Genomic DNA, 25,283 nt, shown 5'->3' with positions numbered 1-25,283 from the left:
GTGAGAAGATTCGGGAGGCCGCCCGAACGCAGCCACCTGCGCGTTACTTTCCATTCACACGGAGCATTTCCCCAATGACGCCCGACGCTTTCGGTGAAGAAATCAAGGCGGCACTCGTGCCGCACGCCGACGCTCAACGCGCGCTTGCGATGCGCGCTTACATGCGTGACCACTTCGAGTTCATCGGTGTGCCGACACCACTGCGGCGCCAAGCGGTATTGCCGGTGTTCAAGCGGCTGACGGTGGAGAATACCGATCATCTGCTGGCGTGTGCGAATGTCCTATGGTGGATGCCGGAACGCGAATTCCAGTACGTCGCGACCGATCTGTTGGCGCGTAAATGGAAGACGCTTGCGGCAGCAGACATCGCGCACTTATTGACGCTCGCACAGCGGAGCGCATGGTGGGATTCGATCGATCCGCTGGCGGGTGTCGTCGGCGACATTCTGAAAGCGGCGCGAGCACACACGCCGGATGTGCAGGCCGCAATGGACGCGGCACTCCAGCACGAATCGCTGTGGGTTCGGCGCATTGCCATGATTCATCAACTCGGCTGGCGCGAGCATACCGACGAAGAGCGCCTGTTCGAGTACGCGCGTTCGCTGGCCGCGGAAAGCGACTTCTTCATCCGTAAGGCCATCGGTTGGGCGTTGCGGGACTACGCGTGGCATGCTCCCGACGCGGTGAGCACCTTTCTTTCCGCTTCGCGGGACATCATGTCGCCGCTTACCGTGCGCGAGGCGTCGAAGCATCTGCCGCCGATTCGCTGACGCACCTGGCGCAGAACATTTGCCGCTCGATTTGCTGTTCAGTTACCCGTTCACCTGACGGCGTATGTCAACGCAATGTACGCTTTTGCAAAAGCACTGCGCACTACAACGCGCAAATCAAAAAGGCCTGTGTTAACGGCCTTAAAACCAAGAACTTTAGAAGAATATTTAACCCTCCGGACGTGGCCAAAAACCCCGTAGTCATCGCTTAGTAACATGCGGCCAGAATAATGGCCTGTGCTGTACACACGACCAGATTTCGCAAATAACGCGCTGCCCCGATCGAGGGTTGACGCGAAGGCCATACCCCCGGGGGTTTCACATGACTATCCGTCATCGCATCACGCTATTGGTTATCTTGATGTTCGTCGCCTTGTCGGCAATCGGTGGCTACGCCGTGTATCAAACGCGTGGCAGCGCAGGCGAAGTGCGCAAGGTGACCGAGGGCGTCGTCCCCAGTGCGCTGGCTTCCGCTGACCTCGTCTCGCAAGTCAAAGACGTACAGCTCGCGACCATGACCTTGGTCTACGCGCCGGACGCCAACATGGTCGCCCAGGCACAAGACGAACTGAAGAAGAAAAAAGCCTCGTTGCAACAGGCTCTCGCGCTGCAAGGCAAAGATGCCGCGAGCCATGCCCAGCAAGGCCTCGTTTCCCAGGCTAATGACAGCCTCGAGAACTACTTCACCGCGATCGCCGAGACGGCGAAAATGAAGGCCGACGGCAAGAACGAACTCGCGCAAGCGTATCTGTTCGCCAACGTCGCCCAGTATCGCGACGAACTCGAAGGCATCGTCGAGACCCTGCGTGTCGAGAAGAACCGTCAGAAAGACGATGCAATCACCGCACTGAACGCCACGCTTTCTACAACCACGACGGCCATCGCCATCGTTACCGGTATTGCGATCATTCTGCTGACCTTCATCGGCACGCTGCTTTACCGTCAGATCACCCGCCCGCTCAGCCGCATGCAAGCCATGATGAGCGAGATCGCGTCGAGCCAGGATTTCACGCGCCGCGTGCCGGTGGGCCGGCTGGATGAAATCGGCCATTCGATCGTCGCCTTCAACGGCATGATCGAAAAGATCCAGGAAAGCTCGGCGCAACTCAAGCAGAAGACCGCTGACATCCAGGCGATGTTGCAGAACATGCAGCAAGGTATCTTGACGGTAATCGACGGCGCCGTGATCCACTCCGAGTACTCGGCGTATCTGGAAGACATCTTCGAAACGAAAGACATCGCCGGGCGCGGCCTGATGGATCTGGTGTTCTCGGATACCGATCTCGGCTCGGACGTGCTCTCGCAAGTCGATGCGGCCGCGCATGCGTGTCTTGGCGAAGACTGCATCAACTTCGCGTTCAATCAGCATCTGCTGGTCGGCGAAATTTCGAAGCGCATGCCCGATGGCCGCGTGAAGATTCTCGACCTAAGCTGGTCGGCGATCACCGACGAAAACGACGTTATCGGGCGCTTGATGCTGTGCGTGCGCGACGTCACCGAACTGCGCAAGCTCGCTGCGGAAGCCAGCGAACAGCGCCGCCGTCTCGACATGATCGGCGAGATTCTCGCGGTGAGCGAAGAGAAGTTCCATCATTTCATTGAAAGCTCCGCGGGTTTTGTCAGCGAGAACGAGCGCATCATTCGCAAGCACTCGGAAGCGGACCATGCGGCGATCGCCGAGCTGTTCCGCAACATGCACACCATCAAGGGCAATGCGCGGACCTACAACCTGGCGCACCTGACTGACGTCGTTCATGAAACCGAGCAGAGCTATCACGAACTGCGCCAACCGGACGCGGACCGCTCGTGGGATCAGGAACACCTGATGCAGGAGTTGACGCGCGTGCGCGAGGCGATCGAGAGCTACGCGAAGATCAACGAACATAGCCTCGGCCGCAAGAGCAAAGCAGGAGCGAATAACGTCGGCAATGCGGGCCGCTACGTGATGGTCGAGAAGGATCAGATTCAACAGACCCTGAGCATGCTGGACAAGACGAACGCCAGCGAACTCCACGAATTGCAGTCGATGCGCGATGCGCTGCGCCAGACCTTGCGCGCCTTGGGCAGCGAAAGCGTGCGCGACGCACTGTCTGGTGTGCTGGATTCGCTGCCTTCGTTGGCGCAGGAACTGGGCAAGCCGGCGCCGGCCGTGCGCATCGACGACAACGGCTACCGTCTGCGCGGCCAGGCGGGCGGTACGTTAAACAACGTGTTCATGCATCTGCTGCGTAATTCGATGGACCACGGCATCGAAACCGCCGAGGCGCGCAGCGCACACGGCAAGACGCCGGCCGGCACCATCGATATCGAAGTGGGCGTGGACAGCGGCGCGCTGCAGATTACCCTCAGCGACGACGGCCGCGGCCTCGCACTCGAACGGATTCGCGGCATTGCCGTCGAGCGCGGCTGGATCGGCAGCGACGAACACTTGAGCGACGAAGCCATCGCCGAGTTCATTTTCCGGCCGGGCTTCTCGACCGCCGCAACGGTGACGGAAGTATCGGGCCGTGGCGTCGGCATGGACGCGGTGCGCGACTTCCTCAAGCGCGAGAACGGCCGCATCGAACTGCGCTTCACCGACGACCACAAGGGCGCTTCGTTCCGTCAGTTCCAGACGATCGTCTGCCTGCCGGATAGCTTCGCCGTCGACACGCTGGGTGTGGCGGCGCGCGGCGATGCCGGCGAACTGCAACTCGACGCGATGGCGGATTGAACGTTGGTCGAACGCTGATTGACGCGCTTCGCGACGGACTTCGGAAGGATAGGTTGTGATTCAACAGTACGTATTGGCGGCGGTGGCAGGCAGCGCGGTAACCGCGCTGCTGGCCTTTGTCGCGCACAAGTTGCAAAGCACGAAGCTGACGGCACGGCTCTCCGCCGAAGCCGATGCCCGGATCAAAGCGCTGACGGCGGAACAGGCGGACCACGGTGAAGCGATCCGCGAACGCGAACAGGCCGCGCAGGAGATGGAAGCATTGGCCGCACAGTTGCGTGAGGAACTGAGGCAGCAATCGGCCAGCGTCGACGAGCTGCGCGCAACGTTGAAAGCAGCGACTGACGACAAAGACCAGTGGGCGCATCAGGCGCAACAGATCGCCGGCGAAGCCGCGCGTCTGAAGAGCCTCGGCGCGACATTCGAGCGTTGGCACGAGCAGATGATCTCGCTGATGACGCAGAACCACGACATGCACGCGAAGAATCAGGAGCTGTCGTCGATCGTCCGGCACGTGGTGATCGTGTCGCTGAATGCGTCGATCGAGGCCGCGCGCGCGGGTCCGGCCGGACGCGGCTTCGCGGTGGTGGCGAGCGAAGTTCGGGCGCTCGCCGCGCGTTCTGAGGAATTGTCGAAGAGCTATCGCGACAGCCTGCACCGCAACGATCTGACCACCACCTCCACGTTTCAGGACATCCAGGCGGGCGGCAAGATGATCGCGGCGTCGCTTTCCAGCGTCGAATCGCTCGCCAATCAGTTCCACTCGAAGCTGCACCAGGTGCCGGCGTGATCACGAGCCAGGCGAAGGACAGCTTCGAACGCATTTTCCGCAAGGCGGCACAGGCGCGCCTGCCGCGGGATTCCGGCGATACGTGTGAGATCGTGCCGCTTGCCGAGGCCGGTGTGGGCGCAACGAAGGACACCCAGGTGGTCGTGCTGACCATCTCGTCGATCGTGTTCAGACTGCTGCTGATCCTGCACTTCGACGAAAACGACAGCACCCGCGACTACTACCTGAAAGAGGCCGACGAGCGGCCATTTCAGGAAGCTTTTCTGGAAATCTGCAATCTGTGCTGCGGCGCGATGAATCAGGAACTGCTGCGCTATTTCCCGGACCTCGGCATGTCGACACCGTATGTATTGAGCGCGCGGTGTCTGGGGCATCTGCCGGCATTGAAGCCAGGTTTGCTGTCGTCGTATTCGGTCACGCTGAACGGTTCCGTGCAGCTTGCCGCGACGGTATGCGTGTGCGCCCATGCGCCGATCGACTTCGTAGCCGACACGAGCGCAATCGAAGAATCCAGCGGTGAGCTGGAGTTGTTTTGAGTGTCGGGTTTTGACCATGACGTCGATATCCGCAGCGAGCAGGAACGCGAAATGAACATGAACAAGCCGGTCAGCAAGGTGCTGGTGCTCGACGATTGCCCCGTGCACAAAGAGGCGCTGAAGCGCTTTTGCGACGAGAACAATCTGGTCGGCGTGAAAGTCGGCAAGAACCGCTTGCAGTCGGTGTTGCGCTCGAACATCGATCTGGGCGCGGTTCTGTTTGCTGAAGGCTACGGTGGCTCAGCCGAAGCGAGCGCCGAGATTGCGATCAGGATCAACGCGGTGCGCCCCGAGTTGCCGATCATCATCCGGCGCGATGACGATCCCAGCGTCGAGAGTCTGCCGGAGAGCTTGCGCCGTGTGGTCTGCGCGGCCTACGTCGCGCACGATATGGCGCCCTTGCGCAAGGTGATCGACGAATACATCTTCAGTCTGGATTATCCGAACGCGCTCGTGCGTGGCATCGCCGACATGACGCAGGCGATTCTCGGCGACGTATTCAAGGACCTGACCATCACGTGCGACACGCCTTATATCGTGCGCGACCGGATCATCTTCGGTGAGGTGTTCAGCCTGATTCCGCTGGAAAGTGCGTGGTGCCGCGGTTACATGATGATGCAGGCGGAAGAGGCGCCGATTCTCGAACTGCTCGATCGTTACCGGATGAGCGAGAACGCGGAAGACGGCGAAGCAAACTTCCGCGATCTGAATGGCGTGCTCGGCGAAGTGACCAATCTGATCTGGGGTTCGTTCAAGAACCGCTATGTCGGCGATGCGGACGCCTGGCTGCGCAGCCAGGTGCAGGTGCCGCTGCTGGTGAATCACAAGCACAAGTACATCTCGTTCGGCAGCGGCAATCCGCAGCTGTGTTTCATGTACTCGCTGACGGACCCGCAGACGAGCCGCTCGGTCAAGTTGCATCAACGTTTTGTGTTCAGCCTGAGCTGGTCGCCGGAGGACTTCAAGGAAGTCACGGACGATGTCGGTGCGATGGTCGAAGCGGGCGAACTGGATCTGTTCTGAATGTTCTCATAGGAAAAAACATGTCGAAAATTCTGGTGGTAGATGATTCGAGCACCGTGCGCGACGAAGTGGCCGGCTTTCTGAAGAAGAACGGTCTGGACGTCGACACGGCAGTGGACGGCAAGGACGGTCTCGCGAAACTGAAGGCCAGTCCCGGCATCAAGCTGGTGATCAGCGACGTCAACATGCCGAATATGGACGGCCTGACGATGGTCGAAAAGATTCGCGGCGAACTCGCGAACACCACCGTCAACGTCATCATGCTGACAACCGAGAGCAGCCCGGCGATGAAAGAGCGCGGCAAGGCGGCGGGCGTGAAAGGCTGGATCGTCAAACCGTTCAAGGGCGACGCGGTGCTGGAAACGTTCCGCAAGCTGGCGAGCTAGACGCTGCACGCTGTGGCGGGCCGGCCAAAGGTGAGGGTTTTCGGGAGCCCGTGCGCCGGTGATTTGCAAAGCATGATTCGCTATAACGGCGGCGGTTGAAACACGCTAGTCTCCGAGCATGTGCCAACTGCTCGCCCTCAGCTGCGCCGAACCCACCGACGTCAGTTTCTCGCTGACGGGCTTTGCCGCACGCGGCGGCCTCACCGACCATCATGTGGACGGCTGGGGCGTGGCGTTCTACGAAGATCGCGCGTGCCGCGTGTTCGTCGATGAAAAGCCCGCGTATCAGTCGCCGGTGGCCGAATTTCTGAAGAACCATCCGATCAAGTCGCGCAATGTCGTCGCGCATATTCGCAAGGCGACCCAAGGCGGCGCGCGCGTGGAGAACTGCCACCCGTTCATGCGCGAGTTGCACGGCCAGCAATGGGTGTTCGCGCATAACGGCGACCTGCAACGGCTCGGTGAGCCGGAGCAAGGTCCGTATGCACCGGTCGGCACGACCGACAGCGAAGCGGCGTTCTGCTTCATCATGAATCGCCTCTATGCGCATTTTGCCGATCACCCGGACACGGACGATATCGACGCCGTGTTCGACGTCATCGAGCAGGCAACTCACGCACTGAACCCGTATGGCATTTTCAACTTCGTGCTTTCGAACGGCACGGCACAATTCGCGTATTGCTCGACGCGCCTCTCGTATGTGATACGTCACTGGCCGTTTTCGAGCGCGCGTCTCGTCGATGGCGACCTCTCAGTTGATTTCGCCGAGCGTGGCACGCCGGCCGATCGCACGGCGGTGATCGCCACCACGCCGCTCACCGATGAAGTCTGGAGCACCTGCCAGCCGGGCGATCTGCTGATGTTCCGCAGCGGCGCACTGTTGCGGCGCGCACATGTACCCGTTCCCGCCGAAGTTCTCGCGACCGCGAAATACGCACCTTCCGAACTGTCCGCCATCCCGGCGTGACATCGCGCCAACGCGTGGCCTTAGAAGCGCCCACGCTACCGGCACTTTCATATTCATCGAAGAATTTGCTAACGGCAAGGTGGTGAGCGCCCAGGCGTCGATCGGCGATTATGGCGTGAATTCAGGGACCAACAGCCAGGAAGTGGCGGTGGTGGGGATTCGTCACAAGTTCTGATTGCCTGATTGAATGAGCCGGTTGCCTTGATGGCGGCCGGCGTTCCGAATGTCTTCACAAAGCTCAAAGGTGAGCATATTCGGGAGCGTGATGCCTCAGCGCACACGTGAGCCGCACCGTATCACTCCTCCTCACCTTCCGACAATTCTGCCGAGACTCGCGCAAGCATTTGCTGAAGAGATCCGCCACCGGTGCGGAACGCGAGCGCCTGACACACACTGCCTCTTACCTGGGTATGCAGATTACTCGACCCCTTCCAAAGGTGAGGGTTTGCGGGAGTAGCCGGTTAGGAACCATCGGTGGCCCGCCCAGCATGCCTTTGCGGCCTGCCCCCAAGCTCGAAAGGTGAGCGTTTTCGGGAGCGCTCCGATGTGCACTTCACGCCCCGCCCCGCTCGCTACGCACCAAAGGTGAGATTTTTCGGGAGTTGATGCGCGCATCGCAGGGTGACTTTGCGAGCCTTCCCATATCACGTTCAGCGTTGAAAGAGTTGGGAAGAAATTGCCAACCTTGGGGGCTGTTCCGCGTTTTGAGAACAGCGGCATACAGGGAAGATGGCGACGCGGACGACAAGCGGTCAGCGGATTTGCTATTCCTGCAAGCCATCGCCTGTCTCTGAAAACCGATCGTCTCCTGGAATCAGTTGGATGAGTCAGCACATTCTCTTTGTTGGCGCCGATGCCGGCTTAACGGCAGTAGTGGGCGAATCTTTACGCGGGCAGGGCTGCGGTGTGTCCGCACGTCCGCGTTGCGCCGGGCTGAAGCACGTGGTCGAGACGGAACGGCCGGCGTTGCTGGTGCTCGACGTCTCAGCGCCGCACGGCGACGGCCTTGCCGTATTGCGCGACTTGCGCATGAGCGGCAACGACGTGTCGGTGATTTTGCTGTCGGCGAGCAGCAAGGCGATCGATCGCGTGATCGGTCTCGAACTCGGCGCCGACGATTTCATGAGCAAGCCCGCCGACCCTGCCGAATTGCTCGCCCGTATCCGCGTGCTGCTGCGCCGGCGTGGCGCGCTCGCGCCAGGCGCGCCGGAAACGCGACCGCCGTACCGCTTCGGGCGTTGCGAGCTGAACTTCTCCGCACGCGAATTGCGCCGCGACAACGAGCATTTCGCGCTGCGCAGCTCCGAGTTCGCTTTGCTGAAAATCTTCGTCAATCACGCAATGACTGTGCTCACGCGCGTGCAACTCAACGAGAAATTGCGCGGCAATAGCGTGCTGCATCAAGGGCGGAGTCTCGATGTATCGATCTGGCGGCTGCGGCGTCTGATCGAGATCGATCCTTCCGAGCCGCGCTATGTGCAGACGGTGTGGGGACGCGGCTATGTGTTCGTGCCGCACGGCGAGATTGGAGCGGCCGAGCGCGGCGCGATGGTTGCGCCCGGCGTGTGAGGTTCGGCCTCTTGGCCGAAAGATCAGCGGAAAGGTGAGGTTTTACGGGAGCACGAAGCTCGCGTATCAGGCCTGCTTCGCGACCTCGCGAATGTCGGCCACCGGCGTTTGACCGAATGCATCGCTGAAGGCGTAATCGAGCAACTGGGTGGCGCATTGTTCGGGCGTCGAAAGCTGACCGTTGCGCTTGAGGTCTTCGAATTTTTCGCGCATCGGGAACTGTTCCTCGCCGCTGCTGCGAATTTCCGCCTGCATATTCGTATCGATGACGCCCGGCGCCAGGCTGCAGATACGCAGCGCGCGATTCGCGTCGAGTGCAACGGCGCGCGCGTGATGATCAAGCGCGGCCTTGGTCGCGCAGTAGATGCTCCAGCCGGGATACGCATTGCGCGCCGCGCCGCTGGAAATATGCATGATGCGCCGGTCGTTCGCGTCGACACTGGCCGCGGCGAGTGCGCTCGCCAGCATCAGTGGCGTGGCCACGTTCAGGCTCACGGCGGTCGCGATGTCGGTGGCGTTCTGGCCTTCGATCGGACCGATCGGCTGGACCATGCCTGCGTTGTTGATCAACAGTACGCTCTGCGCGCCGCTGACGAAGCTGCGCAGTGCATCGGTAGCGACCCACTGCGCGACGCGCGTGGGATCCGCAAGTTCAAGCTCGATTTCGTCGAGCAGTGCAGGGAAACGCTCTTTAAGTGTGGTGTGACGCGAGCGGGACAAACCCAGTACCGCGACGCCGCGCGTCAGCAGTTGTTCAGCGAGGGATGCGCCGAGGCCGCGATTGTGGCCGGTAACGATCGCACGGATCGGAGAAGAGGGAGACATGTCGTTCCTTGTGATCGTTCGCCTGAGAAGGCCGTCATTTTCTCACGCTATGTCTGATGCTTGCAGCGGCGCCGGTGTTCACGCTGCGTTCTGGCGGTGCGCTAGCTGCTCTCCTGGCTCATGCTCGTGTCACCATCCTGTTTCCCTCAGGCAGAGCGAAAGCGCTCGCGATATTGCATCGGCGTGACGCCGATTCGCTTCGTGAAGACAATGCGCATCCGGTCTGCGGTGCCGAATCCGCAGTCATAGGCAATCGCCTTGAGCGCGGCATCGCTGCTTTCGAGCAACTGGCGCGCCGCATCCACGCGAGCACGTTCGACGAATTCATGCGGCGTCACCCTGGTTTCCTGCACGAACACGCGGGCGAAATTCCGTGCGCTCATTCCGGCGACGTCCGCCAGTTGTTTGACCGTAAAGCTCTCGCGAATCCGTTCCATGACGTGCGCCTGCACTTTGGCGACCGGCGAGGTGTCGTCAGCGGGTGCGGTCAGGTACGGGCTGAACTGCGATTGACCGCCTTGCCGCTGTGCAAACACCACCAGCCGTTTGGCGACGGCGAGCGCCGTATGCGGCCCATGATGTTCGGCGACCAACGCAAGCGATAGATCGATGCCCGCCGTCACGCCCGCTGACGTGACCAAGTTGCCGTCGCGCAGATAGATTCGGTCGAAATCGACATGGGCTCGCGGAAACTGCTCGGCGAGTTGCGCCGCGTGCTGCCAGTGCGTCGTGACGTTGCGTGCGTCGAGTAGCCCCGCGTGGCCGAGCGCGAACGCGCCGGTGCAGATCGAGCCGAAACGCTCGCACTGCGTGGCGGCTTGCGACAACCATTCCAGCAAACGTGTGTCGGGCGCGGTATCGCCGGGCAGCGCAGGGCCGCCTGCGACCAACGCGAGGTCAAACGGCCGGCGTGCCTGGTCGAACGTGGCATCGGCGATGAGTGTCATGCCGTTGGAGGCACGCAGTGGACCCGGCTCCGCGCTAAGCAGTGTGACCTCATAGCGATCCTGCGGTGCGATGAAGCGATTGGCTTCGGAGAACACATCGACCGGACCGGCGACGTCGAGCGCCTGCACGCCGGGAAAGATCGCGATCGCGACGGTAGGCATCGAATGACCTCCTTTGACGATGGATGGGAATCCGCGGCCCGCGGCAGTCAACGCGGTGCGTTTGGCAGTGTTCAACGGTCGGCAACGATTGCCCGCGACAGCGCGCTGACCAATACTGAGCTTCATCGGACGCGCTGCTCGACGGGTCAAATAAGCAGCCAGAAAAAGCGTCGCGGACCAGCATACCAAACGCGCTATCGACTCACAAAGACCGCGCGTCGGGTTCACTCAAGTCTTTCATGGAGTACTTCACATGACCACGATCGCAGGCATCCAGATTCCCGACAGCATGATGGCGCGCGAAGCCACGCAGCTCGTGCGCGATACCGAAACTGAGTTGCTCTATCACCATTCGCGGCGCGTGTTCCTGTTCGGCTCGCTGGCCGGCGCGCGCAAGCAGCTCAAGTACGACCCCGAGCTGCTGTACATCGGCGCGATGTTTCATGACATGGGGCTCGTCGCTCCTTATAGCAGCGAGCATGACCGCTTCGAGGTGGACGGCGCGAACGCGGCGCGCGATTTTCTGCAGCGCCACGGCATCGGCGAAGACGATATCGAGCAGGTGTGGAACTCGATTGCGCTGCACACCACGCCTGGGATTCCGCAATACATGAAGCCGGTCGTCGCGCTGGTTACCGCAGGTGTGGAGATGGACGTGCTGGGCCTCGCCTATGACGAATTCACCGAACACCAACGCCATGAAGTGATCCACGCCCACCCGCGCGGCGCGCATTTCAAGGAAGGCATCATCGACGCATTCGCGCACGGCACGATCCACAAGCCGGAGACGACCTTCGGTAACGTGAAGGCGGATGTGCTGGCGCTGAAGGACCCGCATTATCATCGCGAGAATTTCTGCACGATGATTCTGGGGTCGTCCTGGAAGGATTAATTAGTCGGCGTGCCGCGGCGAAAATGACAGCCGCGCAGAAGAAATATCATCGGCACAATTTTCATCCAGCATGTCATTTCCAGTCAGCGTTCGCGACTAAACCCATGAAACACCCGGTCGATCGTGTGCAGCGGTCAGCCCCGGGTGTTGCATCCTCAGACCAGGCATGTGCAACTGCTCCACCGCGGCAAGCCAGTCTGAGCACCTGAACGTCGCTTATGCAGTCCTTGTTGAAACCGGGCTGCTCACGTAAGACTGGAGATGAAATGAAATCGATCCGAGCCGCACTGATGTGCGGATTGCTGCCGCTCGCGCTTGTAGCGGGGTCTGTGCAAGCACAGGGAATAGGACGCGCCGGCACCTATCTGATGCCGCCTGAGTACAGCATGATGATGGACAAGCTGAGCCCTGAACAGCGCGCTCAGGCCATCGGCATCCAGCAAAAAATGATGCAGATGGACATGGAGTATCACGACACGATGGCGCAGATGGAGATGAAGCACGCGCACGAGATGATGCAAATGCAAAATCAACTGCTGGATATCTTCAAGGGCCATTGACGCTCGCCGCGGTTCGACCGGTTCGCGTGTGGACTCGCGTCAGGCGCGGTCCGGTCATCCCCTTCCATGCAACGCGGCGATCTCCTGCAAATCGAGATCCCGCTCCAGTTCGGTTAGCAGTTCATCGTGGATCAAGCCCGACCGATGCATCCGCAACAACTCGCTGCGACCGGCCGCCACGGCGGCGAGCACAACGTCGTAATGCGCGGCGCGAACATCGGTGGGATATTCCGTCACGTCCTGATAGGTGTCCGTCATCTGCGCTCGATAGCTGTATTGCTCCAGCAGGCGAGGATGAATCACTTGTCCCTCGGCGTCGTGCACGAGCGGTTGGATCGCGGCGAATTGTGCCGCTTCGAGCCTCGCCCACGCCTGAGGCTCGGTCAAATGCTGCTCGTTGCGTTCCTTCACGCTATCCAGATTGACCCAGCGAATCAACGCGCCGATCGTGGTCCCCTGTCCAAGCACGGTCACGAGAATCACCGCGAACGACGCGACCAGAATCAGATCGCGTCCCGGCATCGCCTCGGGCAACGAGAGCGCGATCGCCAGCGTCACCACGCCACGCATACCGGCCCAACTCGTCACCGTCGACGAGCGCCAATCGAGTGCAATGTTTGCGCGCCGCGTCACCTTGCACACGAGTCCCTTCAACCATTCGACGGCAAACACCCACACGAAGCGCGACAGCACGACGGCCGCGATCACTGCGCCGACTGCGGGTGCAAACGCGGTCAACGCGTCGCCGACGCCACCCAGCCGCACGATCACGCCGCGCAGCGACAGCCCGATCAGAAGGAACACGAGCGCTTCCATCAGGAAGATCAGGACTTGCCAGAAGGCTGTGCCGCGCATGCGCACCGAGGCAGAGAAAACTTCATGCTGATGCCATCCGAGCACCATCCCGCAACTGACGGTCGCGATGACGCCCGAGACGTCCAGCATGTCGCCAGCGATGTAGCTGAGCCACGGGGAGAGTGCGGATGCGGTGATGATGAGGTAGACGTCGTCGAGGTAGCGCAGCAGCCTGACGACCACGAAGCCGATCGCGATGCCCACCGCCACGCCACCCAGGCCGAGCACCGCAAACCGCTCGACCGCGTGTTGAGCGTTGAACGTGCCGGTCAGCGCGGCCGCGACGGCGAAGCGGAACAGCACGATGCCGGCGGCGTCGTTGAGCAGGCTTTCGCCTTCGAGGAGCACCATCAACCGGCGCGGCAGCGCGACGCGTTCCAGTACGGCCTTCGCGGCGATGGCGTCAGGCGGCGAGACGATCGCGCCCAGCGCGAAGCACGCGCTCCACGGTAGGGACGGCACGACCCAATGCACGACCATACCGACCGCGAGGGTCGTGAAGGCGACGGCGCCGATCGCGAGCAGCAGGATGCCGCCAAAATTGCGCTTGAATTCGTCCCATACGGAGAAGTAGGCGCCGTCCATGAGGAGCGGCGGCAGGAACACGACCAGAACCAGTTCGGGATCGAGGTCGATGCGAGGGAGTCCAGGCACGAAGGCCATCGCGGCGCCGCCGACCAGAAGCGCTGCAGCCGGTGGGAGCCGTAGCCGCTTGGCGAGCAGTTGGAGACCGATCATCGCGCCGAGCGACAGCAGGACGAGTTTGAAGCCCATGACGGAGGACATGCGGGAGCCTCGGCGGGTGGCTGGGGATTACTTTTTATCACAGAGCAAGGTCATTGCCTGCGGCTGAGCCGACGGGAGATACGGGTGCGGCATCAAGCACTTGGCTGGCCTGTGCGCAAGTTGTCCACAGCCTTGTGAACAAATTATGTGGACAACTAGGAGTTGGGCTGCCGTGCTTAAGGCTTCGCACCCGCTGCTCTGGTTTTTGGGTCACGCCAACGGTCAAGCACCGGGTGATGCTTACGCATGAACCGCAAGGCGATATGTCTGCCGCTTCAACGACTTGGCTGGAATGTCAGAAGCTTGTCCACAGGCTTGCTAACATTTTGCGTGGACAAGTTTTTCGCCTTTGGCGCCTGCGGTCAACGAACGCCTTCGCCAAAGGCAAACGAGAAAACGCGCAAAAGACTCCTCAAGCCTTCAACACCGAAGCCGCCACGTCTTCCCGCGATTGCACCTGCAACACCGCATCCCGCTTATCGAGCAAGTGCTGCCGAAGAATCGCGCTCAACTTCTTCCCATCCCGTGCCTCGAGCGCCTTCAACATCTCATCATGATCATGAATCGCACTATCCCACTTAGGGATCTGAAAATTCGACCGGAACCGCAGCGCCTGCAAGCGTCGATTAACCGCGACATAAGTCTGCCGCAGTGCTGAATTCCTCGCCGCTTCATTGATCTTGTCGTGAATCGCCTGGTTGCGGCTGTAGTACCCGGCCAGATCGTTCTGCGTCCGGCAAGCCAGCATCGCGTAATGCAACGCCTTGATCTCGGCAAGCTCCGCAGCCGTCATCCGCTCCGCCGCCAGTTCGCCGGAAAAAGCTTCAAGACCGCTCATCAACTCGAAGGTCTCGCGCAACTCCGCTTCCGACATCTTCGACACCGACGCACCGCGATTCGGCGAAATCTCGATCAGCCCTTCCGCAGCCAGAACCTTCAGCGCCTCCCGCAACGGCGTGCGTGAAATCCCAAGCGTCTCGCACAACTCGCGCTCGTTCAGTTTCTTGCCCGGCTCGAGCACCCCTTCGACGATAAAGCGGCGAATGTGCTCCACCACCGTGTCGTGCAAACGCTGACGCTCAACCTTCGGCATCAGCGGAGAAGCGGTCACACCCGCATCGAAATCCGAATTTTGCATACAAAAGCCCTCAACATCGTGTCACATGGGATTTTATCGGAAGCCAAAAGATTAGTTAATAGCGCGGGTAAACACTGGTGTCAGTAAGCAATTTTCGGCTTGGGATCGTCACAGATCGTCTGATATAGTTTTTTGAATGCAAAATTCAATCGGAGGAGCCCAATGCTCAAGCTAGACTTTCATCCCGCCGGCCGTCACTTCCTGCAGATCCCGGGTCCGAGCCCGGTGCCCGATCGCATTCTCCGTGCGATGAGCTACCCGACCATCGATCACCGCGGCCCCGAGTTCGGCGAACTTGGTCTGAAAGTGCTCGAAGGCATCAAGAAAATCTTCAAGACGCAGCAACCGGTGGTGATCTATCCGGCCTCCGGTACCGGTGCGTGGGAAGCGGCGCTGTCGAACACGCTGAGCCCCGGTGACAACGTGTTGATGTTCGAAACCGGTCACTTCGCGACGCTGTGGAAAAAGATGGCGGAAAGCCTCGGGCTGAAGCCGGAGTTCCTCGGCCTGCCTGGTATCGAAGGTTGGCGGCGCGGAGTTCAGCCGGACATGATCGAAGAGCGCCTGCGCGCCGACACGCAACACGCGATCAAGGCCGTGTGCGTCGTGCATAACGAAACCTCGACGGGCGTTACCTCGGACATCGCCGCCGTGCGCCGCGCGATCGACGCCGCCGGTCACCCGGCGCTGCTGCTGGTCGACACGATTTCGGGCCTCGCCTGCGCCGACTATCGCCATGACGAATGGGGCGTCGACGTCACCGTGTCGGGTTCGCAAAAGGGTTTGATGCTGCCGCCGGGCATCAGCTTCAATGCGATCTCGCCGAAGGCATTGGCCGCCAGCAAGCAGGCCAAATTGCCGCGCAGCTTCTGGGACTGGACCGACATCGTCGAGATGAACAAGACCGGTTACTGGCCGTACACGCCGAACACGAACCTGCTGTATGGGCTTCATGAGGCGCTGGAGATGATTCTCGGCGAAGGGCTCGACAACGTGTTCGCCCGTCACGAGCGTCTCGCCGAAGCCACCCGCCGTGCGGTCCGCGCGTGGGGTCTGGAGATTCAGTGCGCGGATCCCGCTGTGTATAGCCCGGTGCTTACCGGCGTGATGATGCCCGAAGGCATCGATGCCGACGCGGTGCGCAAGCTCATCTACGAACGCTTCGACATGTCGCTCGGCACGGGTCTCGGCAAGATGAAAGGCCGCATGTTCCGCATCGGCCACCTCGGCGACTGCAACGACCTGATGCTGCTGGCGACGCTGGCCGGTTGCGAAATGGGCCTGCGGCTCGCGGGTGTGCCGCTCAAGGAAAGTGGCTTGCCTGCCGCTATGGAGTGGTTGAGCCAGCCGACCAAAGCCTCGGGGCTGAAAGCGGCGGCTTAAGCGACGGAGCGCCACGCGCATCGGTGCTCGCCGCATCGGTGCGTCAGCGCATCTGCCTAACAGGCAGCAAGTAGCAGGCAGCAAGTAACAGGCATCTCGCAGCAAGGGAAGGCGGAGAGCACTTCCCACACGAAGCCGCGCATAGAACGCGGCCCCTGAACAACATGCGATGTTCCCGCAGCGCAGGTCGCTGACGGGCGACGACGCAGCGCGCCATTCCAGGCGCGCCGTCGATAGACTGCAATGGAGAGAGACGATGAGGCGGTTTCGTGTGAGCAGTGCGACCAGTATCGTTCTAGTGATGCTAAGCGTCATGTACTTCATCACTTACCTGGACCGCGTCAACGTCAGCACCGCGGCCGCAGGTTTCGGTAAGGAGTTCGGCCTCTCCCATACGGAAGTGGGCCTGGTGTTCTCCGCCTTCGCTTACCCGTATCTGATTTTTCAAATCATCGGTGGCTGGGTCAGTGACCGCTTCGGTGCAAAACGCACGCTGATTTTCTGCGGCGCTATCTGGGGCGTGGCGACTTTGCTGACCGGTTTCGCAGGTGGTCTCGTCTCGTTGCTGGCCGCGCGCGTGTTGCTCGGTTTCGGCGAAGGTGCCACGTTTCCTGCTGCGACGTCCGCGATGGCGCGTTGGGTCGCGAAAGAAAAACGCGGCTTCGCGCAGGGCATCACCCACGCGGCATCGCGTATCGGTAACGCGGTGGCACCCGGTTTGATCGTGCTGGTGATGGCGACCTGGGGCTGGCGCGAATCGTTCTACATTTGCGGCGTGTTCAGCCTGCTGTGGGTGGCGGTGTGGGCGTTCACGTTCACCGAACATCCGAAAGATCATCCGCGTATCACGACTGAGGAACTCGAAGTCCTGCCCGCGCCGAAGCCGAAAGCGGCCGGTGTGCCGTGGGGAAAACTGTTTCGCCGCATGTGGCCGGTCACGATCGTGTACTTCTGCTACGGCTGGACCTTGTGGCTGTTCCTTAGCTGGATTCCGCAGTACTTCCTGCACAGCTATCACCTGCAACTGCAAAAGTCGGCGATCTTCGCATCGGTCGTGTTCTTTGCCGGTGTACTCGGCGACACGCTCGGCGGCATTGTGACCGACTGGATCTTCACGCGGACCCGCAGCCTGAAGCGTGCGCGAAGCTGGATGGTATCGGTGTGCATGCTGTTCTGTCTGCTCTCGCTCATTCCGCTGATGTTCACGCACAGCCTGTATCTGTCGATGGCGTGTCTCGCGTCAGGCTTCTTCTTCGCCGAAATGACGATCGGCCCGATGTGGGCGATTCCGATGGACATCGCGCCGGAATACTCGGGGACTGCGAGCGGCATGATGAACACCGGCTCGGCATTGGCCGCGATCATCTCGCCGGTGGTCGGCGGATTTCTGATCGACTACTTCGGCAGTTGGGAGTTGCCGTTCGTCGGCAGCATGCTGTTGATGGCGATCGGCGTGGTGCTCGCGTTCCGCATGCAGCCGGAAAGCAAGTTCGAACTCAACGCGGCCGACAAAGCGCACGCTACGACCGGCGTGGGCGCGTAAACGGAATTCAACGTTCGGAATGCGCTGTTTCGGAACACACCGTTTCGAAACGCACGGTTCCCTCTCTTCGCCTTTAAAGCAATGACAACATCACTGAGTCAACGTCTCGCCGACGCGCGCCGCCATCACCTCACGCTCGATGCGTTGCCGCCTGAGCAAACGCCCGCCGACAGCGTCGCCGCCTACGCGATCCAGCACGAGATCCTGCGCGTACTGGACGCACCCATCGGCGGCTGGAAGATCGGCGCGAAGTCCGACAGCGGCCCGATCCAGGGCGCACCGCTGCCTGCGAACGATCTGCATGCCGACGGCGCACGATTGCCGCGTGAAGCCTTCGCTCCGCTGGGACTCGAACTGGAGATCGCATTCCGCTTCGGCCGCCGCTTCGAGCCGTCGACAACACCCTATAGCGAAGCCGACGTGCACGCAGGTATCGGCTCGATCGGCGCGACCATCGAGATCGTGGCGAGCCGTTACGCTGACTGGCCCAAGGTCGACAAGCTTGCCCAACTCGCGGATTTGCAGAATCACGGCGCGTTGGTCGTCGGCGAATTTACGCCATATCGCGAGGACTTTCCGTTTGTGACGCCTTCGTTGCAGTTCAGCTTTGAAGAGCGTGACGTGGTTGAAACAACACCCGCCAATCCGGCCGGCGATCCGCGACGCCTGCTGACATGGCTCGTCAATCACGCCACGTCGCGCGGTATCGCGGTCACGCCGGAGATGGTCGTCACCACCGGTTCGTACACCGGCATGTTTTTTCCGCAGAGCGCGGGCACAGCGAGCGGGCGTATTGAAGGGCTCGCGCCGATCAGCCTGACGCTGTACTAGCCCGCTTTCTTATAGGCCGACGATATGACGAACCCCACTTCCGCTTTACTCGTCAAGCCGATCCATCTGGTGCCGTCCGCTGCACGGCTGACGTCGCCGCTCGCGCAACATCTGCGCAAGGCTTTGCGTGGCGACGTGTTGTTCGATGCGGCCAGCCGCGGCCGTTATTCCACCGATGCGTCGATCTATCAGATCACGCCGATCGGCGTGGTGGTGCCGCGCGATCAGGACGATCTGCGCATTGCGCTGGAAATTGCACGCAGCGAGAAAGTACCGTTGCTCGCGCGTGGCGCAGGCACAAGCCAATGCGGCCAGACTGTCGGCGAGGCGCTGGTGATCGACACCAGCAAGTGGCTGAACAACATCGTCGAATTCGATGCCGACGCGCGCACGGTGACGGTCGAGCCGGGCGTCGTGCTGGACCATCTGAATGTATGGTTGAAGCCGCATGGCCTGTGGTTTCCGGTCGATGTCTCGACGGCGGCGCAATGCACGATTGGGGGAATGGCCGGCAACAACTCGTGCGGTTCGCGCTCGATCGAATACGGCAACATGGTGCACAACGTCGAAGCGATCGACGCCATTCTCGCCGACGGCAGCGAAGCACGTTTCGCCTCATTGCGCGAGGCGCCGCAAGGCGTGCGCTTGCAGCAGATCGTCGAAGGCGTGAAGCGGATTGCTGAGCGGGAGCATGCTGAAATCGTCGAACGCGTGCCGAAGGTTTTGCGTCGCGTCGCGGGCTACAACATCGACGTGTTCGATTGCCAGAACCCGCGCGCTTATACCGACGACGGCAGCGCGAATCTCGCGCATCTGCTGGTCGGTTCGGAAGGCACGCTCGCGTTCAGCCGGCAACTGACGCTGAAGCTCGCGCCGTTGCCGACGCATAAGACGCTGGGCGTGGTCAACTTCCCGACCTTCTGGCAGTCGATGGATCTCACGCAGCACATCGTCAAGCTGAAGCCGGTGGCCGTGGAACTGGTCGATCGCACCATGATCGATCTGGCGATGAGCAATCCTGCCTTCCGTCCGGTGATCGAGAAGGCGTTGGTCGGCGAGCCGCAAGCCATCCTGCTAGTGGAATTCGCAGGCGAGGACCGCGACCAGCAACTCGCGTCGCTCAAACAACTCACCGAACTGATGGCCGATCTCGGTTTGCCCGATTCGGTCGTCGAGATGCCTGCCGCGAACGAACAGAAAGCGCTGTGGGAAGTCCGCAAAGCCGGGCTGAACATCATGATGAGCATGAAGGGCGACGGCAAGCCGGTCTCCTTCATCGAAGATTGCGCGGTGCCGCTCGAACATCTGGCGGAATACACGAGCCGTCTGACCGAAGTCTTTCACCGCAACGGCACCGAAGGCACCTGGTATGCGCATGCGAGTGTCGGCACGCTGCACGTGCGGCCGATTCTCGATATGCGGCGCGACGGCGCAGTGAAGATGCGCGCGATCGCGGAGGAAGCAGCGGCCTTGGTGCGCGAATACAAGGGCGCGTATTCCGGCGAGCACGGCGACGGTTTGTGCCGCGGCGAATGGGTGGCGTGGCAATACGGGCCGCGGCTGAACCAGGCGTTCACCGAGATCAAGGCGCTGTTCGATCCGGACAACCGCTTCAATCCCGACAAGATCGTACGTCCGCCGAAGATGGACGACGCACGCAATTTTCGCTTTGCGCCGGGCTATGAAGCGCAGCGGATCGATACCGCGCTCGACTGGTCCGTATGGAACGTTGAACGCGATCCGCTCACGGGGCGGGAGACGCTGCCGGGCAGCGGTAACGATCTGTCAGGCGGTCTCGCGAAGGCCGTCGAGATGTGCAACAACAACGGCCATTGCCGCAAGTTCGACGCGGGCACCATGTGCCCGAGTTATCACGTGACGAAGGATGAGCAACATGTGACGCGGGGACGGGCGAACACGCTGCGTCTCGCGATCTCCGGGCAACTGGGCGAAGCAGGACTCGCCAGCGACGACGTCAAGGACACACTCGACCTGTGCGTCTCGTGCAAGGGCTGCAAGCGCGATTGCCCGACGGGCGTCGACATGGCGAAGTTCAAGATCGAAGCGCGGGCGGCGCGTGTCAAACGGCATGGACTGCGTCTGCGTGACAGGTTGGTGGCCTTCATGCCGCGCTATGCGGCAACGGCGAGTCGCGTGCCGGGCTTGATGGCATTGGCCGACAACGTGCCGGTGTTGTCGGCGTGGTTCAAACGTTCGGTGGGTTTTGCGCCTGAACGTACGTTGCCGCGTTTCAAGAAATCGTTCTTGGCGAGTGCGTCGGCGACCAAACCACCTCAAGGCGGCGCGCTGAAAGAAGTGCTGTTGTTCGTCGATACGTTCAACAACAACATGGAGCCGGAAAACGCGCGCGCCGCGCAGCAGGTGTTGGAAGCTGCCGGTTACACGGTGCACTTCAATACGCGCCAGGGCGAGCGGCCGGTGTGTTGCGGCCGCACTTTCCTCGCGGCCGGTTTGGTCGATGAAGCGAAGCAGGAAGCGCGGCGCATGCTCGATCTGTTCAAGCCGTTTGTGGAACGCGGCGTGCCGATCGTCGGGTTGGAGCCGTCGTGTTTGCTGTCGTTGCGCGACGAGTTTCTGCACTACGGTCTCGGTGACGAAGCGCGACGCCTTTCGAAACAGGCGTTTCTATTCGAAGAGTTTCTGGTGCGCGAAGAAAAGGCCGGGCGCTTGCTGCTCGCGTTGAAGCCGTTGGCGAAGGAGCAGGCGCTTGTACATGGCCACTGCCATCAAAAGGCCTTCGACGCGTTCACGCCCGTGCAAACCGTACTGAACTGGATTCCTGAATTGAAGGTGTCGACTGTCGAGTCGTCATGCTGCGGGATGGCGGGCAGCTTCGGCTACGAAGCCGAGCACTACGCGACATCGCAGGCAATGGCGGAACTCTCACTGCTGCCCGCGGTGCGCAAGCTCGACGGCAATACGGTGATGGTGGCGGACGGCACGAGTTGTCGGCATCAGATTCATGATGGCGCAGGTGTCGACGCAATCCATGTAGCGCGTGTATTGGCGATGGCTTTGCGGTGAAGGTGGTTGGCCGCGGTTGGCCCTTATGCCGCGCCCACCACCTGCCGATACGCCGCCGGCGCCGCGCCGACGCTTTCACGGAAACGATGGCTGAAATGGCTGGCGTTCGCATAGCCGCATTGTTCGGCGACTTGTGCGAGCGGCAGTCTCGTAGTGCGCAGCAACGTGCGTGCACGTTCGAGCCGTTGTTGCGCGATCCAGGCAGCAGGCGGTAGTCCGAACGACGAGCGGAACATGCGCGCCAGATGAAATTCCGACAGCGCCGCTACACCCGCAAGTTCACCGAGCGTGAGCGTCTGCGCGAGATGGTTCTCGATGTAGTCGCGCAAGCGTCGCCGAGTAGCGACCGACAGCCCGCCCTTGAGCAAGGTATCCGTGCGACGCACGCCTTGTGCGCGCAGCAGCAGACTCAACACCTCGTGCGCGGTTTCATTGGTCCGCAGCAGGCCATCAGGATCCTGCCAGTCTTCATTGGCGAGCGATTGACACAGGTGCGCGATGCGGGCGTCTTCGAAATAGGTGCGATCGGCCAGTGTCAGTTCGCGTGGCTCGCGATCGCGTTCCTTGGCACCTTGTGCTTTTCGGCGGGCAATCTGTTGTCGAGCCGGATGCAATCGATGGGTTTGCACCCGTTCGCCACCAATAGCTGGGCAATGCTGATCGGCGCCGGCGTCTTGACGGTGGGAAGCGCGCTGGCCGGCTTTTCTTTCTCCATCGAATCCGACGCGCGTTATCTCGGCGCGCTCGCCTATCTGGCGATATTTGGCTCGGTGATTGGCTTTACCGCGTACCTGATGCTGGTCGGGCGCATCGGGCCGGAGCGGGCCGCCTACTGCACCGTGCTGTTTCCGATTGTGGCGCTGGCGGCGTCGACGGTATTCGAGGGCTACCGATGGTCCGCGTTGGCGGTGCTCGGGCTCCTGCTGGTGGTAGCGGGCAATCTGGTGGCGTTCGATCTCACGCGGCGACTCTTTGTGCGGCGGGTGAGGGCATCCAGAGGGCCGGCGGGCTGACGGCATGGCGTCTCAAGGAGCGGTGATGCCCTGAGCGATCGCGCGTTCGCTGGCAGCGTTAAAGGTGAGTCTTTCCGGGGGGCAAAAGTGGACTGGAGATGTGACCGGTGAGCTTTTCCGGGAGCGAGCCAGTTGAGCAAAAAACTTACGCCGCACTCGCTGCCAACCCCGCCGCCGCCGCATAAGTCACCAGCCCCATACCAGCAACCCACCACAACGCCTCCGCCACATGCGGCGCCAAAATCGTCGCCGCCCCCGCCATCGCAACCCCTACAAGCCCCCCCGCCTGCCGCAACGCATTCAGCAATCCCGATGCCACACCAGCCAATTCACCAGGCACCTGTTCCAACACCGTGGAAATCATCGGCGGCACCGACAACGCCGTCCCACCACCGAACATCACCATCGCCGCATAAGTAAAAAACCAAGGCGCGCGCCATTCCAGACTCATTGCCATCGCCGGCACCGCAACGGCGGCTAGCACGAGCCCGGTTGTCATAAACTGCGTCGCAGTAAACCGCCCATGCAACCTACCCACCACCACATTCCCGATCGACAAACTCCCCGCCAGCGGCAACAACGTAAGCCCAATCTCCCGCGCGTTAAACCCAAACTCGCCATGCAAATAAAGACTCAACTCAAACAACAATCCAAAGTAGCCAACATAAACGAGCGTCCCCATCGCATTCATCGTCACAAACATCCGATTACGGAACCACTCAACCGGCACCATCGGATGCTGCGCACGCCGCTCGACAACAACAAGCGTCAGCGCAGCTAGCACGGCAAGCAACGCCGCCCCCCACACCTCTCGCGCAGCGATCCCACGCGACGGCAACTCAATCGCCGCATAGCAGAGCGCGCCCAATGCGACGATGCTCGCCAACTGCCCACCCCAATCGAAATGACGCCCAACGCTGCGCGTCGAGTGACGCACCACGACCCAAGCTCCCGCGAAGGCAACGAGACCAGTCGGCACATTGATCAGAAACGCACTACGCCAGCCGAACCCTTGCACAAGGAGGCCGCCCAACACCGGCCCGATTGCGGCGGCGACCGAGGCAATCCCAGCCCACGTCGCGATGGCGCGCCCGCGCTCGACGGGGTCGTCGAAGGTGCTGCGCACGATGGCGAGCGACGCCGGCAGGAATAACGCCGCACCGCCGCCCTGCACGAAGCGCGCGACCACCAGTGCACCGACGTTCGGCGCCAGCCCACAAGCCGCCGAGGCCACGACGAACAGCGCCAGTCCCCACAGATACACCGCCTTCGCGCCGAAACGGTCGGACGCGACGCCGCCCGCGAGGATCAGCGCGGCAAAGCTCAGCGTGTAGGCATCGACAATCCACGCGAGCCCGCCCACGGACGCGCCCAGGCTAACGTGCATCGCAGGCAGGGCGACGTTGACGATGGTGGTGTCGAGCACGGCCATGAACATGCCGCTCGCCACCAGCGCCAGCGTCAGGCGCGGACGCCCGGCGGCCCGCTCCGTGTCGGCTAGCTTGGTGGGCAGCGGTTGTTCAGCGGCGCATTCGGTCATTACACATCCTCGGGCTAGAACTGCAATTGAATCGATCGACGAAGTCTAGCCACATACGCGAATGCAATAAAGCAGTGATTGCGCATGTGTATGATGCAAATATGCATGACGGACAGCGCAGCCAATGATCAACTGGGACAACGCACGATTTTTTCTCGCCGTGGCGCGTACGGGCACGCTGCGCGGCGCGGCGGCGCAACTCGATGTCGATCAGGCAACGGTCGGCCGAAGGATCGCCGCGCTCGAAGAAACGCTTTCGACGACTCTGTTTCTGCGCACCCCCGCCTTGTTCGTGCTGACGCCTGCCGGCGAAGCGTTGCTCGGGGCAGCCGAGACGATGGAGCAGGCCGCCTTGTCGATCGAACGGCGAATTGCCGGACTCGACGATCAACTGGCCGGCACGATCCGCGTCGCCACGACGGATTCGCTCGGCAAACGCTTCGTGATGCCGGCCATCGCCAGGCTACGGCGGGCGCATCCGGGCATCGAGATCGTCTGCGTGACGTCCGCGCAGATCGCCAATCTGACGCGGCGCGAAGCCGACGTGGCGATCCGCACGTTGCGACCCGACGCACCCGACCTGATCGCGCGCAAGCTCGCGCAGTTGGAGGTCGGTATTTACGCGTCGCGCGAATACATTGCCGCGCGCGGCGAGCCGCGCGAAGGCGAGGCGTTCGATGGGCACGATCTGGTGATGTATCAACAGCCGGCCTCGCCGTCGATGCGGGCGGCGTTGTGCGGTGAGCCGACTTCGCGCGGGCGTCTCGTGTTCCAGACGCAATCCACTGCGATGCTGTTCGAGGCTGTCCTTGCCGGCTTCGGTATCGCCGAGCTGGCATGTTTTCGCGCCGACTACGAACCGGAGCTGGTGCGCGTGATGCCGCATCGCGCGGAGCCATTCGATGTCTGGGTGGTCGCGCACGCCGATCTCTACAAGAGCGCGCGGATGCAGGTGCTGATTGCCGCGGTGGCAGAAGAATTCGCGCAGGCGCGTTGAGTCGCACTAGTG

At 61.5% G+C, this 25,283-nt stretch carries 20 protein-coding genes and 2 pseudogenes; 16 read left to right on the top strand and 6 right to left on the bottom strand.

Annotated elements, in window-relative coordinates:
- Positions 1-74: 74 nt before the first annotated feature.
- The 8 genes from M0D64_RS01685 (at position 75) to M0D64_RS01650 (ending at position 8,754) form a co-directional block, all read left to right on the top strand.
- On the top strand, positions 75-770 hold the full coding sequence (locus tag M0D64_RS01685; protein ID WP_266256378.1) for a DNA alkylation repair protein: 696 nt from the start codon (positions 75-77) through the stop codon (positions 768-770).
- 322 nt (positions 771-1,092) lie between these two features.
- The gene (locus M0D64_RS01680) at positions 1,093-3,483 is read left to right on the top strand and encodes a HAMP domain-containing protein (RefSeq protein WP_266240957.1); all 2,391 of its coding nucleotides are present in this window, start codon (positions 1,093-1,095) and stop codon (positions 3,481-3,483) included.
- A 55-nt stretch (positions 3,484-3,538) separates the two neighbouring features.
- A complete protein-coding gene (locus M0D64_RS01675; RefSeq protein ID WP_168435887.1) occupies positions 3,539-4,273 on the top strand; it encodes a methyl-accepting chemotaxis protein in 735 nt (244 codons plus the stop codon).
- Positions 4,270-4,809 (top strand): hypothetical protein, encoded by a 540-nt coding sequence (locus M0D64_RS01670; protein ID WP_168435886.1) that lies wholly within the window; start codon positions 4,270-4,272, stop codon positions 4,807-4,809. Before M0D64_RS01675 ends, M0D64_RS01670 begins: the two co-directional genes overlap by 4 nt.
- Before the next feature lie 51 nt (positions 4,810-4,860).
- Positions 4,861-5,832 carry a chemotaxis protein CheX gene (locus tag M0D64_RS01665; protein WP_266256487.1) on the top strand — a complete coding sequence of 324 codons (972 nt, stop codon included), beginning with the start codon at positions 4,861-4,863 and terminating at the stop codon, positions 5,830-5,832.
- Positions 5,833-5,852: 20 nt separating this feature from the next.
- A complete protein-coding gene (locus tag M0D64_RS01660) occupies positions 5,853-6,218 on the top strand; it encodes a response regulator (protein WP_028196001.1) in 366 nt (121 codons plus the stop codon).
- Positions 6,219-6,336: 118 nt separating this feature from the next.
- Positions 6,337-7,185, top strand: a complete 849-nt coding sequence (locus M0D64_RS01655; RefSeq protein ID WP_266256377.1) for a class II glutamine amidotransferase — start codon at positions 6,337-6,339, stop codon at positions 7,183-7,185.
- 822 nt (positions 7,186-8,007) lie between these two features.
- Positions 8,008-8,754, top strand: a complete 747-nt coding sequence (locus M0D64_RS01650; RefSeq protein WP_266256376.1) for a winged helix-turn-helix domain-containing protein — start codon at positions 8,008-8,010, stop codon at positions 8,752-8,754.
- 66 nt (positions 8,755-8,820) lie between these two features.
- On the opposite strand, the gene M0D64_RS01645 is transcribed toward M0D64_RS01650, so the two are convergent.
- The gene (locus M0D64_RS01645; protein WP_266256375.1) at positions 8,821-9,579 is read right to left on the bottom strand and encodes an SDR family oxidoreductase; all 759 of its coding nucleotides are present in this window, start codon (positions 9,577-9,579) and stop codon (positions 8,821-8,823) included.
- A 146-nt stretch (positions 9,580-9,725) separates the two neighbouring features.
- Complete coding sequence (locus M0D64_RS01640; RefSeq protein WP_266256374.1) at positions 9,726-10,688, bottom strand: GlxA family transcriptional regulator; 963 nt, start codon at positions 10,686-10,688, stop codon at positions 9,726-9,728.
- 253 nt (positions 10,689-10,941) lie between these two features.
- Between M0D64_RS01640 and M0D64_RS01635 the strand changes: the two genes are divergently transcribed.
- Entirely contained in the window at positions 10,942-11,580 is a 639-nt protein-coding gene (locus M0D64_RS01635; protein WP_093634363.1) for an HD domain-containing protein, read from the top strand.
- Positions 11,581-11,846: 266 nt separating this feature from the next.
- Positions 11,847-12,140, top strand: a complete 294-nt coding sequence (locus M0D64_RS01630; protein WP_266256373.1) for a hypothetical protein — start codon at positions 11,847-11,849, stop codon at positions 12,138-12,140.
- Positions 12,141-12,194: 54 nt separating this feature from the next.
- On the opposite strand, the gene M0D64_RS01625 is transcribed toward M0D64_RS01630, so the two are convergent.
- Together M0D64_RS01625 and M0D64_RS01620 are read right to left on the bottom strand one after the other, a co-directional pair.
- Positions 12,195-13,781 (bottom strand): Na+/H+ antiporter, encoded by a 1,587-nt coding sequence (locus M0D64_RS01625; protein ID WP_266240963.1) that lies wholly within the window; start codon positions 13,779-13,781, stop codon positions 12,195-12,197.
- A gap of 412 nt (positions 13,782-14,193) precedes the next feature.
- Positions 14,194-14,919, bottom strand: a complete 726-nt coding sequence (locus tag M0D64_RS01620) for a GntR family transcriptional regulator (protein ID WP_266240964.1) — start codon at positions 14,917-14,919, stop codon at positions 14,194-14,196.
- A 162-nt stretch (positions 14,920-15,081) separates the two neighbouring features.
- Between M0D64_RS01620 and M0D64_RS01615 the strand changes: the two genes are divergently transcribed.
- The 4 genes from M0D64_RS01615 to M0D64_RS01600 all read left to right on the top strand — a co-directional run bounded on the left by M0D64_RS01615 (position 15,082) and on the right by M0D64_RS01600 (position 21,721).
- On the top strand, positions 15,082-16,302 hold the full coding sequence (locus M0D64_RS01615) for an alanine--glyoxylate aminotransferase family protein (RefSeq protein ID WP_154565045.1): 1,221 nt from the start codon (positions 15,082-15,084) through the stop codon (positions 16,300-16,302).
- Positions 16,303-16,558: 256 nt separating this feature from the next.
- A complete protein-coding gene (locus tag M0D64_RS01610) occupies positions 16,559-17,845 on the top strand; it encodes an MFS transporter (RefSeq protein ID WP_154565043.1) in 1,287 nt (428 codons plus the stop codon).
- Positions 17,846-17,926: 81 nt separating this feature from the next.
- Positions 17,927-18,676 carry a 2-keto-4-pentenoate hydratase gene (locus tag M0D64_RS01605; RefSeq protein WP_266256372.1) on the top strand — a complete coding sequence of 250 codons (750 nt, stop codon included), beginning with the start codon at positions 17,927-17,929 and terminating at the stop codon, positions 18,674-18,676.
- A 24-nt stretch (positions 18,677-18,700) separates the two neighbouring features.
- Positions 18,701-21,721: an FAD-binding and (Fe-S)-binding domain-containing protein gene (locus tag M0D64_RS01600; RefSeq protein WP_266256371.1), complete on the top strand. Its 3,021-nt coding sequence runs from the start codon at positions 18,701-18,703 to the stop codon at positions 21,719-21,721.
- Between the two features lie 23 nt (positions 21,722-21,744).
- Here the strand turns inward: M0D64_RS01600 and M0D64_RS01595 are convergent.
- Positions 21,745-22,278, bottom strand: a pseudogene (locus M0D64_RS01595) (helix-turn-helix domain-containing protein); the annotation flags it as partial.
- On the opposite strand from M0D64_RS01595, the pseudogene M0D64_RS01590 reads away from it, so the two are divergent.
- Positions 22,270-22,734, top strand: a pseudogene (locus M0D64_RS01590) (EamA family transporter); the annotation flags it as partial. The pseudogenes M0D64_RS01595 and M0D64_RS01590 overlap by 9 nt on opposite strands.
- Before the next feature lie 145 nt (positions 22,735-22,879).
- On the opposite strand, the gene M0D64_RS01585 reads toward M0D64_RS01590, so the two are convergent.
- On the bottom strand, positions 22,880-24,274 hold the full coding sequence (locus tag M0D64_RS01585) for an MFS transporter (protein ID WP_266256370.1): 1,395 nt from the start codon (positions 24,272-24,274) through the stop codon (positions 22,880-22,882).
- A gap of 127 nt (positions 24,275-24,401) precedes the next feature.
- On the opposite strand from M0D64_RS01585, the gene M0D64_RS01580 reads away from it, so the two are divergent.
- The gene (locus tag M0D64_RS01580; protein WP_266256486.1) at positions 24,402-25,271 is read left to right on the top strand and encodes a LysR family transcriptional regulator; all 870 of its coding nucleotides are present in this window, start codon (positions 24,402-24,404) and stop codon (positions 25,269-25,271) included.
- The last annotated feature ends 12 nt before the right edge of the window (positions 25,272-25,283 follow it).

Source organism: Paraburkholderia sp. WS6 (assembly GCF_030464835.1).
GTDB classification, from domain to species: Bacteria; Pseudomonadota; Gammaproteobacteria; order Burkholderiales; family Burkholderiaceae; genus Paraburkholderia; species Paraburkholderia madseniana.
The sequence above is the reverse complement of the archived record's forward strand: the minus strand, read 5'-3'. Positions and strand labels throughout refer to the sequence as shown.

Coding starts and splice junctions, on each gene's coding strand:
- M0D64_RS01650 (WP_266256376.1), top strand. CDS start 8,008: ATGAGTCAGCACATTCTCTTTGTTGGCGCCGATGCCGGCTTAACGGCA.
- M0D64_RS01635 (WP_093634363.1), top strand. CDS start 10,942: ATGACCACGATCGCAGGCATCCAGATTCCCGACAGCATGATGGCGCGC.
- M0D64_RS01625 (WP_266240963.1), bottom strand. CDS start 13,781: ATGTCCTCCGTCATGGGCTTCAAACTCGTCCTGCTGTCGCTCGGCGCG.
- M0D64_RS01605 (WP_266256372.1), top strand. CDS start 17,927: ATGACAACATCACTGAGTCAACGTCTCGCCGACGCGCGCCGCCATCAC.
- M0D64_RS01585 (WP_266256370.1), bottom strand. CDS start 24,274: ATGACCGAATGCGCCGCTGAACAACCGCTGCCCACCAAGCTAGCCGAC.
- M0D64_RS01600 (WP_266256371.1), top strand. CDS start 18,701: ATGACGAACCCCACTTCCGCTTTACTCGTCAAGCCGATCCATCTGGTG.
- M0D64_RS01630 (WP_266256373.1), top strand. CDS start 11,847: ATGAAATCGATCCGAGCCGCACTGATGTGCGGATTGCTGCCGCTCGCG.
- M0D64_RS01660 (WP_028196001.1), top strand. CDS start 5,853: ATGTCGAAAATTCTGGTGGTAGATGATTCGAGCACCGTGCGCGACGAA.
- M0D64_RS01615 (WP_154565045.1), top strand. CDS start 15,082: ATGCTCAAGCTAGACTTTCATCCCGCCGGCCGTCACTTCCTGCAGATC.
- M0D64_RS01685 (WP_266256378.1), top strand. CDS start 75: ATGACGCCCGACGCTTTCGGTGAAGAAATCAAGGCGGCACTCGTGCCG.
- M0D64_RS01645 (WP_266256375.1), bottom strand. CDS start 9,579: ATGTCTCCCTCTTCTCCGATCCGTGCGATCGTTACCGGCCACAATCGC.
- M0D64_RS01655 (WP_266256377.1), top strand. CDS start 6,337: ATGTGCCAACTGCTCGCCCTCAGCTGCGCCGAACCCACCGACGTCAGT.
- M0D64_RS01610 (WP_154565043.1), top strand. CDS start 16,559: ATGAGGCGGTTTCGTGTGAGCAGTGCGACCAGTATCGTTCTAGTGATG.
- M0D64_RS01620 (WP_266240964.1), bottom strand. CDS start 14,919: ATGCAAAATTCGGATTTCGATGCGGGTGTGACCGCTTCTCCGCTGATG.
- M0D64_RS01640 (WP_266256374.1), bottom strand. CDS start 10,688: ATGCCTACCGTCGCGATCGCGATCTTTCCCGGCGTGCAGGCGCTCGAC.
- M0D64_RS01665 (WP_266256487.1), top strand. CDS start 4,861: ATGAACATGAACAAGCCGGTCAGCAAGGTGCTGGTGCTCGACGATTGC.
- M0D64_RS01680 (WP_266240957.1), top strand. CDS start 1,093: ATGACTATCCGTCATCGCATCACGCTATTGGTTATCTTGATGTTCGTC.